Consider the following 15,510-nt stretch of genomic DNA (forward strand, 5'->3'; position numbering starts at 1 on the left):
TCGGTGAAGACTAGGATGCCGCGCGATGGCCGCCACCTCCTTCCCCAAAGTCCTTGTCGCCAACCGCGGCGAAGTCGCCCTGCGCGTGCTGCGCGCCTTGCATGACCTCGGTATCCGCAGCGTCGCCGCCCACGCCGCCGACGACACCGCGTCGGCCCACATCGGCGCGGCCGATGAAGTGGTCGCGCTGCCGGCCAGCGGGTCGGCGGCCTACCTCGACATGGCCGGCCTCGTCGGCATCGCCACGCGTACCGGCTGCGCCGCCGTTCACCCGGGCTATGGTTTCGTCAGCGAGCGGGCCGACTTCGCCCGTGCCTGCGCGCAGGCCGGCCTGGTCTTCATCGGCGCCACGCCTGACCAACTCGAACGCTTCGGTGACAAGGCCCGCGCCCGCGCGCTGGCGCAGCAATGCGGCGTGCCCGTGCTGACCGGCAGCGTCGGCGAGGTGACGCTGGCCGAGGCGCAAGCCTTCTTCGCCGAACAAGGCGGTCAGGGCGTGATGCTCAAGGCCATCGGCGGCGGTGGCGGCCGTGGCATGCGCGCGGTGCTGAGCGCCGATGAACTGCCCGCGGCCTTCGAGCGCTGCCGCTCCGAGGCGCGCGCGGCCTTCGGTGTCGATGGTGTCTACGTCGAGCGGCTGATGCATGGCGCCCGCCATGTCGAGGTGCAGGTGATCGGCGATGGCCGCGAAGTCATCGCCCTCGGCGAGCGCGACTGCAGCCTGCAGCGCCGCTTCCAGAAGCTCGTCGAGATCGCGCCCTGCCCGGCGCTGGGCGAAGGGCTGCGTACGCAGCTGGCCGATGCTGCGCTGCGCATGTCGCGCGAGGTCGGCTACCTGGGCCTGGGCACCTTCGAGTTTCTGGTCGACCTCGCACGTGGCGAGTTCGTCTTCATCGAAACCAATGCGCGCCTGCAGGTCGAGCACACGGTCACCGAGGCGGTCACGGGGCTGGACCTGGTGCAGCTGCAGATCGAGGTGGCCGCGGGCGCGCGGCTGGCCGACCTCGGCCTGACCGAGCCGCCACGGCCGCAGGGCCATGCCATCCAGTGGCGCATCAACGCCGAGGCCACGACCGGGCGGCTGGACCGTTTCGACCTGCCCAGCGGGCCGGGTGTGCGGGTGGACACGCATGGCGTGGCGGGCAGCACGCCCGCGCCGCATTACGACGGCCTGCTCGCCAAGCTCATCGTGTCCTCGCGCAGCGGTCGTTTCGAGGACGTGCTGCGGCGCTCGCAACGCGCGCTGGCCGAATGCCGCATCGAAGGCCTGGCGACCAATCTCGGCCTGCTGCGCCAGCTCGCTGCGCGGCCCGAACTCGGCGGGGCGGCGCTGCACACCGACTGGCTGGCGCAGCACCTGGCCGAGCTGCTGCCGGCCGAGGGCACCGGCAGCGCCGACCCGTGCCAGCTGCGCGCGCCGGTGGCGGGCCGGCTGCTGCAGTTCAGCGCTGCTGTCGGTGACCACGTCGCTGCCGGCGCCGAGCTGGCGGTCATCGAGGCGATGAAGATGGAGCATGTGATCGCCGCGCCGCGGCCCGGGCGGCTCGTCTCGCTGGCCGTCGAACCCGGCGGCCTCGTCGACGGCGGGCAATTGCTGCTGACGCTGGAACCCCTGAGCAACGCAGCCGCGACTGTCGCGCCGCCGGCAAGCCCTGACCCCGACGACATCCGCGCTGACCTGCGGCGCCTCGTCGACCGCTGCGCCTTCACGCTCGATGCTGCTCGCCCCGAGTCTGTAGCGAGGCGCCACGCCCAAGGCCAGCGCACTGCGCGCGAAAACATCGCCGATCTCTGCGATGAAGGCAGCTTCATCGAGTACGGCGCGCTGGCCGTCGCCGCGCAGTCGCGCCGCCGCACGCCCGAGGACCTGATCGCCAACACGCCCGCCGATGGCATCGTTACCGGCATCGGTTCGATCAATCGTTCTGACTTCGGCGAGGAGAAGGCCCGTACCGTCGTCATGGCCTATGACGCGACCGTGCTGGCCGGCACGCAGGGCGCGCGCAACCACGCCAAGACCGACCGCCTGCTGGGCATCGCGGCCGAGCAGCAGTTGCCGGTGGTGCTGTTTGCCGAAGGCGGCGGTGGCCGGCCGGGCGACACCGACATGCCCGTGGTCGCCGGTCTGCATGTGCCGACCTTCGCCAGCCATGCCGCGCTGTCGGGCCGCGTGCCGGTCGTCGGCATCGCGGCGGGGCGCTGCTTTGCCGGCAATGCAGCGCTGCTGGGTTGCAGCGACGTCATCATCGCCACGCGCCGCAGCAACATCGGCATGGGCGGCCCGGCCATGGTGGAGGGCGGCGGCCTCGGCGTCTTCCGCCCCGAGCAGATCGGCCCGGCCGACGTGCAGCATCGCAATGGCGTCATCGACGTGCTGGTGGACGACGAGGCGGCTGCGGTCATCGAAGCCAGGCGCTACCTCGCCTTCTTCCAGGGCCGCACCAGCGGCTGGACGGCGCCTGACGTGCGCGCACTGCGCGCCGTCGTGCCCGAGAACCGCCTGCGCGCCTACGACAGCCGGGCCATGTTGTCGGCGCTGTTCGACGAAGCCAGCGTGCTTTTCCTGCGAACCGGTTTCGGCGCCGGCATCCACACCGCGCTGGCCCGGCTGGAAGGCCGGCCGGTGGGCGTGCTGGCCAGCAACCCGCTGCATCTGGGCGGCGCCATCGACGCCGACGCGGCCGACAAGGCAGCGCGCTTCATGCAGCTCTGCAATGCGCACGGCCTGCCGCTGGTCAGCCTCATCGACACGCCGGGCTTCATGGTCGGCCCCGACGCCGAGGCGCAGGCGCAGGTCCGCCATGTCAGCCGGCTCTTCGTCACGGCGGGCGCCTTGCGCGTGCCCTTCTTCGCCGTCGTGCTGCGCAAGAGCTATGGCTTGGGCGCCATGGCCCTGGCTGCGGGTGGCCTGCACCGGCCGGTCTTCACCATTGCGTGGCCGACCGGCGAGTTCGGCGCGATGGGGCTGGAAGGCGCGGTGCGGCTGGGCTATCGCAAGGAGCTGGAAGCGCTGCCTGCCGGCCCCGAGCGCGAGGCCCTGTTCCAGCGCCTGGTCGCCCGGCAGTACGTCGACGGCGAGGCCCTCAACCTGGCGGCCACGCTGGAGATCGACGCCGTCATCGACCCCGCCGACACGCGCGCCTGGCTGGCGCGCGGCCTGGCTTCGGCGCGTGTGCGGCCGCTTGAAACCCGTTTTGTGGACACCTGGTGATGAGCAACTCCCTGGACCTCGTGCGCGCCTACCTGGCCGCCTACGCGGCGCGCGACCTCGCGGCCATCGAGCCAATGTTTGCCGACGCGGTCACGCTGCGCGACTGGAAGATCCGCGTCGTCGGCAAGGCCGCGGCGCTGGCCGAGACGCGCAAGAACTTCGAGGCCGTTCAACACTTGCAGATCGACGTGCTGGCGGCCTACGAGCGACCGGGTGGCGCGGCAGCCGAGCTGACGATCGTTGTCGATGGCCGGGACAGGCTCCACGTCGTTGACGTGTTCGACTTCGACGCCGAAGGCCGCATTGCCGCCATCCGCGCCTACATCGGCCGCGGCGACGAACCGACTGACGGTTGAGGCCGGCTCACTGCGGCGCGGGCGTGTCCGCGCCGGGCGTGTACGCCACGCCATGGGCGGCCAGGTAGTCGCGGATCAGCCGCCGCACCACCTGTGAGGGCGTCACGTCCTGCTGCGCGCACAAGCTCTCAAAGGCCTTTTTCTTGTCCGGGTCGATCAGCACCGTCAAGCGGGCGGTCTTTTGTTCCACGTTGGCTCCTTATACGCTTCAAATGATAATTGCAATTTAATGCGATTAACATTAAATTAGCTGCGGTGACCCTGGCCTTCTTGCACCGCCTCACCGGTACGCACCGCACGCGGTCCGCCAATCGGCAACTCGGTGCGGTGCTGGCTTTCGTGGCCGGGGCGGTCAATGCGGGCGGCTTACTGGCTGTGCAGCGCTACACCTCGCACATGACCGGTGTGGTCTCCGGCGTGGCCGACGATCTGGCCACCGGCGGCTTTGCGCTCGCGCTCGCGGGCTTGGCCTCGCTGTTGGCGTTTGTGGCGGGCGCGGCCTGCACCGCCTTGCTCGTCAACTGGGCGCGCCAGCGCGAGATGCACAGCAAGTACGCGCTCGCGCTGCTGATGGAGGCCGCGCTGCTGCTGCTGTTCGGCCTGGTGGGCGCCCATCTCGATCATCTTGCCCATCTGCTGGTGCCGACCGCCGTGCTGCTGCTGTGTTTCATCATGGGCTTGCAGAACGCCACCGTCACCAAGATCTCGCAGGCCGAGATCCGCACCACCCACATGACCGGTGTCGTCACCGACCTGGGGCTGGAACTCGGCCGGCTGCTGTACTGGAACGGCGCCACCGCGCCTGACTCGGCCCACTTCGTGCGCGCCAACCGAGACAAGCTCTTCATCCACAGCCTGGTGCTCGGCCTGTTCTTCGTCGGTGGACTGGTCGGTGCGCTGGCCTTCAAGCACTTCGGCTTCTCGGCCACCTTGCCCATCGCACTGCTGCTGACGCTGATGGCCGCGCCGCCGCTCCTCCATGACCTGCGGCGCCATTGAACGCCGCCTTGCCCTTTCCCGCGCCCTCCATGCCCGACACCGCCGACCTGAACGCCTTCGTCAAGCCCTTCGTCTACGAGACGCTGGATACCCGTGCGCTGCACTTCTCGATCTGCGAGATCCAGAGCCGCATGCGGGTGCAGCAGCCGCACGCGCTGGACCTGGCCTACACGCGAACGATGATGGCCCTTTTGCTCTTCGTGCCGCGGCCGCAGGCCCTGGCCATGATCGGCTTGGGTGGCGGCTCGCTGGCCAAGTTCTGCCACCGCGAACTGCCCGACACGCGCATCGAGGTCGTCGAGATCAACCCCCACGTCATCGCGCTGCGCGAGCAGTTCCAGGTGCCGCCGGACGATGCACGCTTCCGGGTCCGGCGCGGCGACGGGGCGCATTTCGTGCGCGACGCCCATGAGCCGCTGGACGTGCTGCTCGTGGACGGCTTCGACCACGAAGGCCAGCCGCCGGCGCTGTGCTCGCAGGCGTTCTACGACGACTGTTGCAACGCACTGCGCCCCGACGGCGTGCTGGTGGTCAACCTGCACACCGCCCACCCCGAGTTCAAGCGGCACGCGTCACGCCTGCGCCGCGCCTTTGACGGCGACGTGCTGCTCGTGGGCGACCAGGACTGCAGCAACACCATCGCCTTCGCCGGTCGGCGCGCACTGCGAGCGCTTGCCGAGCCGGGCTTGCTGCGCAAGCCGCGGCTGCTCACGCCCCAGGCCTGGGATGAACTCCGGCCCGCCTTCGCCCATGTTGCGGCCATGCAGCAGCAGCAGCGCCACGGCGACGGAGCCCGCGGCTAGGGGTGCAGGCCCCAGCCGAAGGGGTCGGCGGGGTCGATCATCAATGTCGCCTCGGCGCTGATGAAGGCCTGGCCGCGGATGGTGGGCACGATGCTGGCACCGTCCTTCTCGTACCAGCCCTCGAAGACGCTGCCGATGACGCTGGCCTGGCGCCATACATGGCCCGGCGCCAGCTTGCCCGCCGCGGCCAGGCAGGCCAGCTTGGCACTGGTGCCGGTGCCGCAGGGCGAGCGGTCGTACTGGCGGCCGGGGCAGAGCACGAAACTGCGCGAGTCGGCCAGCGCCGGGTCGACCTCGGCAAACAGCTCGATGTGGTCGATGACGGCGCCGTCCGCGCCACGGTGGCCCTGGGCGTGCAGCGCCTGGCCCAGCGCATCGGCGTAGGCGGTCAGTGCAGACACGTGTGCAGGCGCGATGGGCTGGCCATGGTCGGCGCACAGGAAGAACCAGTTGCCGCCCCAGGCGATGTCGCCCGTGACCGTCTGGCCGGTGTCAAGCTCGACGGCGACGCCGGCGGCCAGGCGGTAGGCCGGCACATTGCGCACGCTGACGCGGCCGTCCTCGTGCAGCGTGGCGAGCACGTTGCCCACGGGCGTCTCGATGACATGTTCGCCCGGCCTGATGCGCCCCAGGTGCGCCAGCGTGGCGACCAGCCCGATGGTGCCGTGGCCGCACATGCCGAGGTAGCCGGTGTTGTTGAAGAAGATGACGCCGGCCGTGTGCGCCGGGTCCTGCGGCGGGCACAGCAGCGCGCCGACGAGGACCTCGCTGCCGCGCGGCTCCAGCAGCGTGGCGCGGCGGTAGCGGTCGTGCTCGCGGGACAGGCGCTCGCGCCGCTCGGCCATCGTGCCGGAGCCGAGATCGGGGAAGCCGGCGATGACGACGCGCGTCGGCTCGCCGCCGGTGTGCGAGTCGACGATCTGGATGCGCTCGGTCATGGCCGGGACTGGCAATCGGCTGGCCGGTTGGCCAGCGCCGTGGCGACCAGCGCCTGCACGCGTTCCCGCTCGGCGCCCACCAGCGGCAGCCGCGGCCGGCGCGTGTGCTCGCTGCCCACGCCCACCAGCGCGTCGATGAGCTTGAGGTTCTGCACCAGCTTGGTCGACACGTCCAGGTGCAGCAGCGGCGTCATCCAGCGGTAGATGGCGCGCGCCTCGGCCCAGCGGCCGGCCTGCATCAGGTCGAACAGCGCCACCGTCTCGCGCGGGAAGGCGCAGCCCACACCGGCCAGCAGGCCGTCGCAGCCCAGCGCCAGTCCCTCGAAAGCCAGGTCGTCCACGCCCATGAAAAGCTGGTAGCGGTCGCCCAGCAGGTTGCGCAGGTCGGTGATGCGCGTCACGTCGCCGCTGCTTTCCTTGATGGCCGCCATGTGCTCGCTGTGCGGTCCCTGAGCCAGTTCGGCGAAGTGCTCGGGCCGCAGGTCCACCCGGTAGGCCACCGGGTTGTTGTAGACCATCAGCGGGCGCTGGGCTGCCGCCGCATAGGCGCGCACATTGGCCATCGCCTCGCGGGCATCGGCCACGTAGATGACCGAGGGCATGACCATGTAGCCGGCCACGCCCAGTGCGTTGGCGCCCTCGATGAAGCGCAAGGCTTCGCGCGTGCTGGTTTCGGACACGGTCGCCAGCACCGGCACGCGGCCGTTGGCCGCGTCGAGCGCACAGCGCGCCACTGCCAGCTTCTCGTCCAGCGTCAGCGTGCTCGCTTCGCCGAGTGACCCGCAGCAGACGACGCCGTGGATGCCGTTGCGGATCTGGAAGTCGATGTGCCGCGCCGTGCCGGCGAAGTCGAGGCTTTCATCGGCATGGAACTTGGTCGTGACGGCGGGGAAGACGCCGCGCCAGGGAAGGGTCTGCATCGTTGGGGCTCCTGCACTGAGGGCCCCATGTTCGCTCAACCAGCACACCCGTTCCTGGCGCCGTTTTCACGACGCCGCCTTGGCCACCGCCGCAGCCTTGGGCTTGCCGACCTTGGGCCTGGCGGCAGGCGCGGCGGCGGCGTCGAGCTTGAAGGCGGCGACCGTTTCGGCCAGCTGCGTGGCCTGCATGCGCAGGCTCTCTGCGGCGGCAGCGCTCTCCTCGACGAGGGCGGCGTTCTGTTGCGTGACCTGGTCGAGCTGGTTGACGGCGTCGCCGATCTGGCCGATGCCCTTGCTCTGCTCACTGCTGGCGGCGCTGATTTCGCTGATCAGGTCGGACACTCGCTTGACCTGGCCCACCACCTCGTCCATGGTGCGGCCGGCTTCGCCCACCAGCGTGTTGCCGGCCTCGACGCGTTCGACGCTGGCGCCGATGAGCGCCTTGATCTCCCGGGCGGCCTGGGCGCTGCGCTGGGCCAGTGCCCGCACCTCGCCGGCCACCACGGCAAAGCCGCGCCCCTGTTCGCCAGCGCGCGCTGCCTCGACGGCGGCATTCAGCGCCAGGATGTTGGTCTGGAAGGCGATGCCGTCGATGACACCGATGATGTCGGCGATCTTCTTGGAGCTGGCCGTGATCTCGTCCATGGTGTGGACCATCTGGCCCATCACCTGGCCGCCGCTCTCGGCCACGCGGGCCGCACTGCCGGCCAGTTGCGCGGCCTGGCGGGCCGTGTCGTTGTTGTGCCTGACCGTCGCGCCCAGTTCTTCCATGGACGCGGCGGTCTCCTGCAGGTTGCTGGCCTGCTGCTCGGTGCGCTGGCTGAGGTCGGCATTGCCCTGGGCGATCTGCCCGCTGGCCGTGGCGACGCTGTCGGCATTGCCGCGCACGGTGCCCACGATGCCCACCAGCGAGTCGTTCATGCGTTGCAGCGCGTTGAGCAGCTGGCCCGCCTCGTCCTTGCGGTCGGTGGTCAACTGCAGCCGCAGGTCGCCCGCCGCGACCGTCTCGGCGGCTGTCACGGCCTGGCGGATCGGGCCCACCACCGAGCGCGTGATCAGCAGCGCCATCGCTGCGCCGAGGGCCAGCGCAACACCCGCAGCGACGACGACCGCGATGGCGGCGAAGTCCACCGTCGCGTCGACCGTGCTGCCCGCGCGATGCATCAGGTCGGTCTGCAAGGCGACCAGTGCATCCAGCTTCTCGAAGTACCTGACCTGCAGATCATGGGTCTCGCTGAGCAGCACGTTGCGGGCGTTCTCGGTCTCGTCCTTCATGCCCAGGTCGATCACCTTGCGGACCGACGCCACGAACAGCCCGCGCGCCTGCACGACGCCGGTCAACAGCTCGCGGCCCGGTCCCGGGGCCATGGTGGCATCGAGCTTGTCGAACAGCGCAGCCGTGCGCTTGGCGGCGGCGTCGACGTCCTCCAGCTGCTTGCGCTTGGCCGCGGCATCGGCCAGCAGCAGCACGTTGCGCACGGCCTGGGCGTTGATGTTGACGTTGTCCTTGATCTCTTCGAGCTGCTGGACCTTGACGATGCGGTCCTCCACCATCAGGTGGAGCTCGGCGTTGATGTCGACCAGCGACATCCGGGCATAGGCGGCCAGCAACGCCGTGAAGCTGATGGAGATGGCGAAGGCCAGGCCGAGGCGTCGGCCGATTGGCATGCTTGTCAGCAGGTTCATGGTGGGTCTCCGTGAGGCGACACTCCCTGCGAGGCCCCTGACGTCCTTGGCGTGGCGGGATACTCAGTTGCAAGTCTGGTTCATGGCGCTGACACAAGGCAAGGCGCTTTGTGCGCCAATGCGGCCGTGAAGGCCAAGGAATACCGACATGGGAAGCGATGCGAGGCTGAGCGACAAGGTGTTGGCGCTGGTGACGCAGCCGCCGGAGCCCGGCTGCGTGCAGAGCCCGCGCGCAGGTGATGCGGCGGCGCGCGCCATCGACAGTGCGGCGAAGAAGGCCGGGCTGGCCGCCGGCGCCCTGGCGCTGCCGCCCGGGCCGCTGGGCTGGGCGACCATCCTGCCGGAGATGACGGCCGTATGGCATATCCAGCGCCAGCTGGTGGCGGACATCGCGGCGCTGTACGGCCGCAGCGCCGAACTGGGCCCCGCGCAGATGATGTGGTGCCTGTTCCGCCACACGGCGGCGCAGGCGCTGCGCGACCTCGGCGTGCGCGTGGGCGAGCGCGTCGTCGTGCGGCCGGCTGCGCAGGCGCTGTTGCAGAAGGCCGCCTCGGCCGTGGGTGTGCACCTCGGCAAGAAGGCGGCCGGGCGGGTGGTCTCGCGCTGGGTGCCGCTGGTCGGCGCGGCTGGCGTGGGCGCCTATGCCTACTGGGACACACGCCAGGTCGGCCGTGCGGCGCAGCAGTTGTTCGAGCGGGAACAGGTGGTCGATAACGAGGCGCGCTAGGCTGTCGGCGACAACCCTGTGTAAAGCTGCTTCGAGGCGCTTCATACTCAGGCGGATGCAACTGCCGGCCATCCTCGACATCGAAGCCTCGGGCTTCGGACGCGGCAGCTATCCCATCGAGATCGGCCTGGTGGCGGCCGATGGCGCGCTGTTCTGCGGCCTGATCTACCCGGAGCCGGACTGGCTTCACTGGGATGCCGCCGCCGAGGCCCTGCACGGCATCCGCCGCGAGACCCTGCTCACCCATGGCCGGCCGGCGCAGTGGATGGCCGAGCAGATGAATGCGCGGCTGCGCGGGCAGACGGTCTATTGCGACGGCTGGGGGCATGACTACCCCTGGCTCGCCCGGCTCTACGACGCCGCGGGCTTGCAACCCAGCTTCAGGCTGGACGACCTGCGCCGCTTGCTCGACGAGCAGGAGGCGCAGCGCTGGCGCGGCGTGACCGAGGCCGTGCGCCAGCGACAGCAGATCAACCGGCACCGCGCCAGCAGCGATGCGCGCGTGCTGCAGCTGGCGCTCGACGAAATCAAGAACGGCATCGCCGTCTAGCCATCACCCTTGCGGCTTCAGTTCCCCGCCATGGCTTCGGCCGCGGCCCGCGCGCTTGGCTTCGTAGAGGCTGGCGTCGGCGCTGGCGATGAGGGCCTCCAGGTCGGCGGCGCCTGTCACTGCGACGCAGTAGCCGATGCTGACACCGATCTCCAGCTCGAGCTCGCCGATGTGATACGGCGTGCTCAGCGCATGCAGCAACTTGGCGGCCACGGTCGCGGCGTCGCCGACCTCATGCAGCGCCGGCAGCAGCACGGCGAACTCGTCGCCGCCCAGGCGCGCCACCAGGTCCGCCGGTCGCAGGGCATGGCGCAGGCGCAGCGCCACGGCCTTCAGCAGCGCGTCGCCGGTGGGGTGGCCGTGCTGGTCGTTGACGGGCTTGAAGCGGTCCAGGTCCAGGTAGAGCAGGGCCAGGTGTTGTCCCGGCGGCGCGGCCAGCAGGCGCCGCGCACCTTCCTCGAAGCCGGCGCGGTTCAGCGCCTGCGTCAGCGCGTCGGTCTGCGATGCCAGGCGCAGCCGCGCTTCTTCGCGGCGCGCCTCGGTCACGTCGACCTCGATGGCGATCAGGCCCTCGATCTGGCCGCTCTGCACGCGCAGCGGTGCGTACTGCGCGTCGAAGCTGCGCCTGTCGCGCTCGTTGCCGTCGGCGATGTCGAGCCGGCGCGTGTCCCCGGCCAGTGCCGCGGCGATCAGCGGCGCGCGCACCGCGTACTCCTGCGGCCCGAACAGCTCGGCCAGCGGCCGGCCGACCCAGTCCTTGAGCGCGACGCGGCGCTGTTCCTCGAAGGCGGCGTTGAAGAAGACCACGCGGCCCTCGGTGTCGCCGACGAGGAACTGCGCCCGCGCCGTGTGAGCCACGGCCAGCAGCATGGCCTCGCTGCGCTCGCGTTCGCGCTGCGCGCGCAGTTGCTCGGACATGTCGCGCAGGATGACCGAGACGGTCTCGACGCGGCCACGCAGGTCGCGGTGCATGATGACCAGGCAGTCCATGGGCACGCGCGCGTCGCCGTCCCGCATGCCGATGCGACCGCGCCAGTGGCCCTGGCGCATCGCCTCGGGCAGCACGAACTTCTCGTAGAGGTCGCGCTGCTCCTCGGAGATGTAGTCGGACATGTGAGCGTCGCCCAGCGGCGCATCCATCGCCAGGCCCAGGCGGGCGCGTGCCGCCGGGTTCAGGTAGGTGACCTGGCCCTGCTCGCGCGCCTGGCAGACGAAGTCGGGCGTCATGTCGAAGATGGCGGTCAGCGTCTGCAGCGCCTTCTCCTGCTCGCCGCGCTCGGTCACGTCCTCGACGGTGCCCGCCTGGCCGGCGACCTCGCCGTCGAAGAACAGCGGCGCCGTGCGCACCGCAATCCAGCGGATGCGGCCGTCGTCGCCGCGCTTCATCTTGCGCATCATCTCGATGGGCTCGCCGGTGGCCATGTGGTGCTTCCAGCGCTGGATCAGCATGTCGCGCTGGTCGGGGTGCACCAGCGTGGTCCAGCCCCAGGCGATGTCTTCGCGCCGCAGGCCGTGCACGCGCAGATAGCTGTCGTTCACATAGACGATGCGGCCGGTCGGGTCGGCGCGAAACAGGCCCAGCGGCATGGCGTTGCTGGTGGCCTGCAGCGTCGCCGCGCGCAACCGGGCGGCGCGTTGCAGCAGGCCGAGCCAGCGGCCCAGCAGGAACAGCCCCAGCGTGGCGGCTACGGCGGCCGCCAGCACGATGCTGCGCTGCCGCCAGTGCGGCACCAGCACCGCGTCGGCGGTGCTCGACAGCAGCAGCTTGAGGCCGAAATCCGGCAGCGTGACGAAGGCGCCGGTGCGCGCCTGGCCGTCGGTGGTGGCGCCGCTGCTGGTGAAATAACCCTCGTCACCGTGGAGTTCGTGGCGGCGGGCAGGGAACTGCTCGAACAGGTTGCGGCCGGCAAAACCTGGCACCTCGGGCCGCCGCGACAGGGCCAGGCCGTCGTCGCGCAGCATGACCAGCGAGGCCGACGGCACGGGCACGAACAGGCTCTGGGCCTCGTGCAGGCGCTGCAGGTCCACCAGGGCCATGGCGATTTCATGGTCGTCCAGCGGCCGCGACAGCCGCATCAGCATCGGCAGGCGCAGCCGGTCGTCGTTGGTGCGGCCGCCCAGGCGCAACGGCAGGCCCAGCACGACGCCCTCGGGGACGATGCCGCTGAACTGGTCGAACGCGGCGGTGCCGGCAATGCTGGCGTCGTCGTTGTCGCTGCCCGCCTGCAGCCGCCTGACCTTGCCGGTCGACGACACCAGCACGATGTCGACGAACTGGCGCGAGCCGCTGCGCACGCTGTCGGCAAACTGCCGCAGCATGACGTCGGCCAGCGGCTGGTCACCGCGCCGCGTCAGCAGCCACAGGTCGACGACGCGCAGCGCGCTTTCGGCCTGGCGCAGCACAGGCTCGGTCTGCATGGCCGCGGCGCGCACGCCGGTGGCGAGGTCGCGGCGCTGCTCGGCGAGCAGTTCGCGTGGTTGCTCGACGACATACCAGGCCACCAGCGCCCAGATCGTCAGCGCAACCGAACCAAAGGCCAGTGCCGGTGCCAGCAGCAGCGCCCGGTCACGCCAGCGATGGCGCCGCGCCAGGCGCTGTTGTCGGGCCTCGGGCGCGGGATCGGGGGGCGGGGGGACGACGCTCATCGGCGGCTGCGGTGTGCGGCCATTGTGCGCCGCGGGCCGCCGCCGGCGACGCCTACTTTCCGGTAAACAGACCCGCCTGCTGTTCGCGCAGCAGCTTCTTCTGCACCTTGCCCATCGCGTTGCGCGGCAGCTCCGGTGCGACGAGGATGCGCTTGGGCACCTTGAAGCTGGCGATGCGGCTTTTCAGCGCCGCGATGAGGCCGTCGGGGTCGGGCAGGGCACCACCGCGCGGCGTGACGACGGCAACGACCGCCTCGCCGAAATCCGGGTGAGGCACGCCGATGACGGCCGATTCGCCGACGCCCGGCAGCTCGTTGAGGAAGCCCTCGATCTCGGCCGGGTAGACATTGAAGCCGCCGCTGATGATGAGGTCCTTGCTGCGGCCGATCAGCGTCAGGTAGCCACGCGCATCGACGCGGCCGACGTCGCCCGTCTTGAACCAGCCATCCGGCGTGAACTCCTCGGCGGTCTTCTCCGGCATCTGCCAGTAGCCGCTGAAGACATTGGGACCGCGCACCTGCACGTTGCCGATCTCGTCCACCGCGCAGGGCTGGCCGTCGTCGCCGACGATGCGCAGCGACACGCCCGGCAGCGCGCGGCCGACGGTGCCGCCGATGCGCTGGCCGTCTTCCGGCTTGCAGGGGTTGGAGGTCAGCATCAGCGTCTCGCTCATGCCGTAGCGCTCCAGGATGAGGTGCCCGGTGCGCGCCTGCCATGCCTGCCAGGTCTCGATCAACAACGGCGCGGAGCCGCTGATGAAGAGGCGGATGTTGCGCGTGTCCAGGGTGCGCTCCTGAAGCAGGCGCACATAGAGCGTCGGCACGCCCATGAAGACGGTGGCCTCGGGCAGGCGGCGCGCAACCGCGCCGGCGTCGAACTTGTTGAACCAGATCATCTTGCTGCCGTTCAGCAGCGCGCCATGCGAGGCGACGAAGAGGCCGTGCACGTGGAAGATGGGCAGCGCGTGCAGCAGCACGTCGTTCGGTTGCCAATCCCAGAATGTCTTCAGCGTCTGAGCGTTCGACAGCAGGTTGCCGTGGCTCAACATCGCGCCCTTGCTGCGCCCGGTCGTGCCGCTGGTGTACAGGATGGCCGCGAGGTCGCCCGCCGCGCGTGGCACCGGCTCGTGCTGGTCGCTCATCTGCACGGCGCGGTCCAGCAGCGTGCCGCTGCGGTCGTCGTTGAGCGTGAACACCCAGCGCACGCCTCGCTGGAAGGCCAGCTTGCTGACCCAGCCGAAGTTCTTGCCGGCGCAGACGACCACGCCCGGTGCCGCGTCGCTGATGAAGTGCTCCAGCTCGCTGGCCTGGTAGGCCGGGTTCAGTGGCAGATAGACCAGACCGGCGCGCAGCACGGCGAGATAGAGGATCAGGGCCTCGACGCTCTTGTCCGTGTGCACGGCGACGCGGCTGCCTGCGGGCAGGTCGAGCTTGGCCAGCCAGTTGGCCAGCATTGCGCTGCCGCGCTCAAGATCGCGCCATGAATAGAGTGCGCCATCGGCGTCGATGGCGGTCGCGTCCAGGTCTGCCGGGAAGCCGGCGCGCAGCGCTGTAAAAAGATTCATGTCAGTTGAAACAAATGCAGAAATGCAACCACGGAGGCACAGAGCCACAGAGAAGCAGGCGTCAGGTGCGTGCTCCGTGCCTCTGTGACTCTGTGGTTGCCTTTGGTTTTCACTTCAATCGAGCTTCGCTCCAGAGGCCTTGACGACGGCAGCCCAGCGCTTGACCTCGGCGCTCACGAACTGGCCGAAGGCATCGCCGTAGAGGTTGGGCGTCTCGGCGCCCAGGCCGTTCCAGATGTTGCGGATGTCGTCGGTGGCGAAGGCCTTGCGCAGTTCGGCCTGCATCGCGGCCACGGCCTCCTTGGACGTGCCCTTGGGCGCCCACAACCCGTACCAGGTCGACACTTCATAGCCCGGCACACCAGCCTCGGCGGCCGTCGGCACGTCGGGGAAGCCGACGGCGCGCTTAGGTCCTGCGACGGCCAGCGCCTTGACGCGCCCGCTCTTAATGTGGGTGGCCGAAGAACCGAGGCCGTCGAACATCAGGTCCACCTGGCCGGCGATCAGGTCCTGCAGCGCCGGGCCGGCGCCGCGGTAGGGGATGTGGGTGATGAAGGTCTTGGTCTGCAGCTTGAACAGCTCGCCCGCCAGATGGTGCGAGGTGCCGTTGCCGGCCGAGGCGTAGTTGAGCTTGCCTGGCTTGGCGCGCACGGTGGCCAGGAGGCCCTTGAGGTCGGCGACCGGCAACTGGCCGGTGTGCACGACGATGACCTGGGGCACGCTGGCGAGCAGCGCGACGGGGATGAAGTCTTCCTCCAGCTTGTAGTCCAGCCGCGGGTACATGGACGGTGCGATGGCATGGTGCACCGCCCCCATGAAGAAGTTGCTGCCGTCGGGCGCGAGCTTGGCCGCCACGCCGGCGCCCACGGTGCCGCCGGCACCGCCCTTGTTGTCGATCAGGACCTGACGCCCCATCTGCTTGGTCAGCAGTGCGGTCAGCGGGCGGGCGAAGGCGTCGGTGCCGCCGCCGGCAGGGAAGGGCACGATCCAGGTGTAGGGCTTGTTGCCCTGTGCTTGCACGAGCCACGGGCTCATCAGCGCAGTCAGGGCAGTCAGGGCAGGCAGCAGGGTTCGGCGCTTCATCGGTATGTCTCCGTCGATGTTGTGCGG

The 15,510-nt window shown here is 70.1% G+C and carries 13 protein-coding genes; 6 read left to right on the plus strand and 7 right to left on the minus strand.

From position 1 onward, the window contains the following. Nucleotides 1–25 precede the first annotated feature (25 nt). Nucleotides 26–3,211 carry a carboxyl transferase domain-containing protein gene (locus ASC81_RS02340; protein ID WP_056262196.1) on the plus strand — a complete coding sequence of 1,062 codons (3,186 nt, stop codon included), beginning with the start codon at nt 26–28 and terminating at the stop codon, nt 3,209–3,211. Then, nucleotides 3,211–3,567, plus strand: a complete 357-nt coding sequence (locus ASC81_RS02345; protein ID WP_056262200.1) for a nuclear transport factor 2 family protein — start codon at nt 3,211–3,213, stop codon at nt 3,565–3,567. The genes ASC81_RS02340 and ASC81_RS02345 overlap by 1 nt, the downstream gene beginning before the upstream one ends. 7 nt (nt 3,568–3,574) lie before the next feature. On the opposite strand, the gene ASC81_RS02350 is transcribed toward ASC81_RS02345, so the two are convergent. Beyond that, the gene (locus ASC81_RS02350) at nt 3,575–3,757 is read right to left on the minus strand and encodes a ribbon-helix-helix protein, CopG family (RefSeq protein WP_056262203.1); all 183 of its coding nucleotides are present in this window, start codon (nt 3,755–3,757) and stop codon (nt 3,575–3,577) included. A gap of 65 nt (nt 3,758–3,822) precedes the next feature. Between ASC81_RS02350 and ASC81_RS02355 the strand changes: the two genes are divergently transcribed. Both ASC81_RS02355 and ASC81_RS02360 read left to right on the plus strand, forming a co-directional pair. Continuing rightward, nucleotides 3,823–4,566, plus strand: coding sequence for a YoaK family protein (locus ASC81_RS02355; RefSeq protein WP_056262205.1), 744 nt, complete (start codon nt 3,823–3,825; stop codon nt 4,564–4,566). 29 nt (nt 4,567–4,595) lie between these two features. Then, nucleotides 4,596–5,369 carry a hypothetical protein gene (locus ASC81_RS02360; protein ID WP_056262208.1) on the plus strand — a complete coding sequence of 258 codons (774 nt, stop codon included), beginning with the start codon at nt 4,596–4,598 and terminating at the stop codon, nt 5,367–5,369. Here the strand turns inward: ASC81_RS02360 and ASC81_RS02365 are convergent. The 3 genes from ASC81_RS02365 to ASC81_RS28140 form a co-directional block, all read right to left on the minus strand. Then, nucleotides 5,366–6,307, minus strand: a complete 942-nt coding sequence (locus ASC81_RS02365; protein ID WP_056262210.1) for a 4-hydroxyproline epimerase — start codon at nt 6,305–6,307, stop codon at nt 5,366–5,368. The two genes, ASC81_RS02360 and ASC81_RS02365, sit on opposite strands and share 4 nt — an antisense overlap. After that, entirely contained in the window at nt 6,304–7,227 is a 924-nt protein-coding gene (locus ASC81_RS02370; protein ID WP_056262214.1) for a dihydrodipicolinate synthase family protein, read from the minus strand. The genes ASC81_RS02365 and ASC81_RS02370 overlap by 4 nt, the downstream gene beginning before the upstream one ends. A 66-nt stretch (nt 7,228–7,293) precedes the next feature. Beyond that, nucleotides 7,294–8,913 carry a methyl-accepting chemotaxis protein gene (locus tag ASC81_RS28140; RefSeq protein ID WP_082536198.1) on the minus strand — a complete coding sequence of 540 codons (1,620 nt, stop codon included), beginning with the start codon at nt 8,911–8,913 and terminating at the stop codon, nt 7,294–7,296. Between the two features lie 148 nt (nt 8,914–9,061). Here ASC81_RS28140 and ASC81_RS02380 point away from each other — a divergent pair, with 148 nt between their 5' ends. Continuing rightward, complete coding sequence (locus ASC81_RS02380; RefSeq protein ID WP_056262217.1) at nt 9,062–9,640, plus strand: hypothetical protein; 579 nt, start codon at nt 9,062–9,064, stop codon at nt 9,638–9,640. A gap of 55 nt (nt 9,641–9,695) precedes the next feature. Then, nucleotides 9,696–10,190 (plus strand): hypothetical protein, encoded by a 495-nt coding sequence (locus tag ASC81_RS02385; protein WP_056262220.1) that lies wholly within the window; start codon nt 9,696–9,698, stop codon nt 10,188–10,190. Nucleotides 10,191–10,193: 3 nt separating this feature from the next. Here the strand turns inward: ASC81_RS02385 and ASC81_RS02390 are convergent, their stop codons facing one another. From ASC81_RS02390 to ASC81_RS02400, 3 genes are all read right to left on the minus strand, one after another. Beyond that, on the minus strand, nt 10,194–12,836 hold the full coding sequence (locus tag ASC81_RS02390; protein WP_056262223.1) for a diguanylate cyclase domain-containing protein: 2,643 nt from the start codon (nt 12,834–12,836) through the stop codon (nt 10,194–10,196). Between the two features lie 52 nt (nt 12,837–12,888). After that, nucleotides 12,889–14,400, minus strand: coding sequence for a malonyl-CoA synthase (locus ASC81_RS02395; protein WP_056262226.1), 1,512 nt, complete (start codon nt 14,398–14,400; stop codon nt 12,889–12,891). Between the two features lie 114 nt (nt 14,401–14,514). Continuing rightward, nucleotides 14,515–15,483, minus strand: a complete 969-nt coding sequence (locus ASC81_RS02400; RefSeq protein WP_056262229.1) for a tripartite tricarboxylate transporter substrate binding protein — start codon at nt 15,481–15,483, stop codon at nt 14,515–14,517. Nucleotides 15,484–15,510 lie beyond the last annotated feature (27 nt).

The organism is Pelomonas sp. Root405, from assembly GCF_001425165.1.
Classification (GTDB): Bacteria; Pseudomonadota; Gammaproteobacteria; order Burkholderiales; family Burkholderiaceae_C; genus Pelomonas.

Bases quoted from the DNA above. Each gene is read 5' to 3' on its own strand.
- ASC81_RS02340 (WP_056262196.1), top strand. From the start codon at position 26: ATGGCCGCCACCTCCTTCCCCAAAGTCCTTGTCGCCAACCGCGGCGAA.
- ASC81_RS02345 (WP_056262200.1), top strand. From the start codon at position 3,211: ATGAGCAACTCCCTGGACCTCGTGCGCGCCTACCTGGCCGCCTACGCG.
- ASC81_RS02400 (WP_056262229.1), bottom strand. From the start codon at position 15,483: ATGAAGCGCCGAACCCTGCTGCCTGCCCTGACTGCCCTGACTGCGCTG.
- ASC81_RS02390 (WP_056262223.1), bottom strand. From the start codon at position 12,836: ATGAGCGTCGTCCCCCCGCCCCCCGATCCCGCGCCCGAGGCCCGACAA.
- ASC81_RS02365 (WP_056262210.1), bottom strand. From the start codon at position 6,307: ATGACCGAGCGCATCCAGATCGTCGACTCGCACACCGGCGGCGAGCCG.
- ASC81_RS02380 (WP_056262217.1), top strand. From the start codon at position 9,062: ATGGGAAGCGATGCGAGGCTGAGCGACAAGGTGTTGGCGCTGGTGACG.
- ASC81_RS02395 (WP_056262226.1), bottom strand. From the start codon at position 14,400: ATGAATCTTTTTACAGCGCTGCGCGCCGGCTTCCCGGCAGACCTGGAC.
- ASC81_RS28140 (WP_082536198.1), bottom strand. From the start codon at position 8,913: ATGAACCTGCTGACAAGCATGCCAATCGGCCGACGCCTCGGCCTGGCC.
- ASC81_RS02370 (WP_056262214.1), bottom strand. From the start codon at position 7,227: ATGCAGACCCTTCCCTGGCGCGGCGTCTTCCCCGCCGTCACGACCAAG.
- ASC81_RS02360 (WP_056262208.1), top strand. From the start codon at position 4,596: ATGCCCGACACCGCCGACCTGAACGCCTTCGTCAAGCCCTTCGTCTAC.
- ASC81_RS02385 (WP_056262220.1), top strand. From the start codon at position 9,696: ATGCAACTGCCGGCCATCCTCGACATCGAAGCCTCGGGCTTCGGACGC.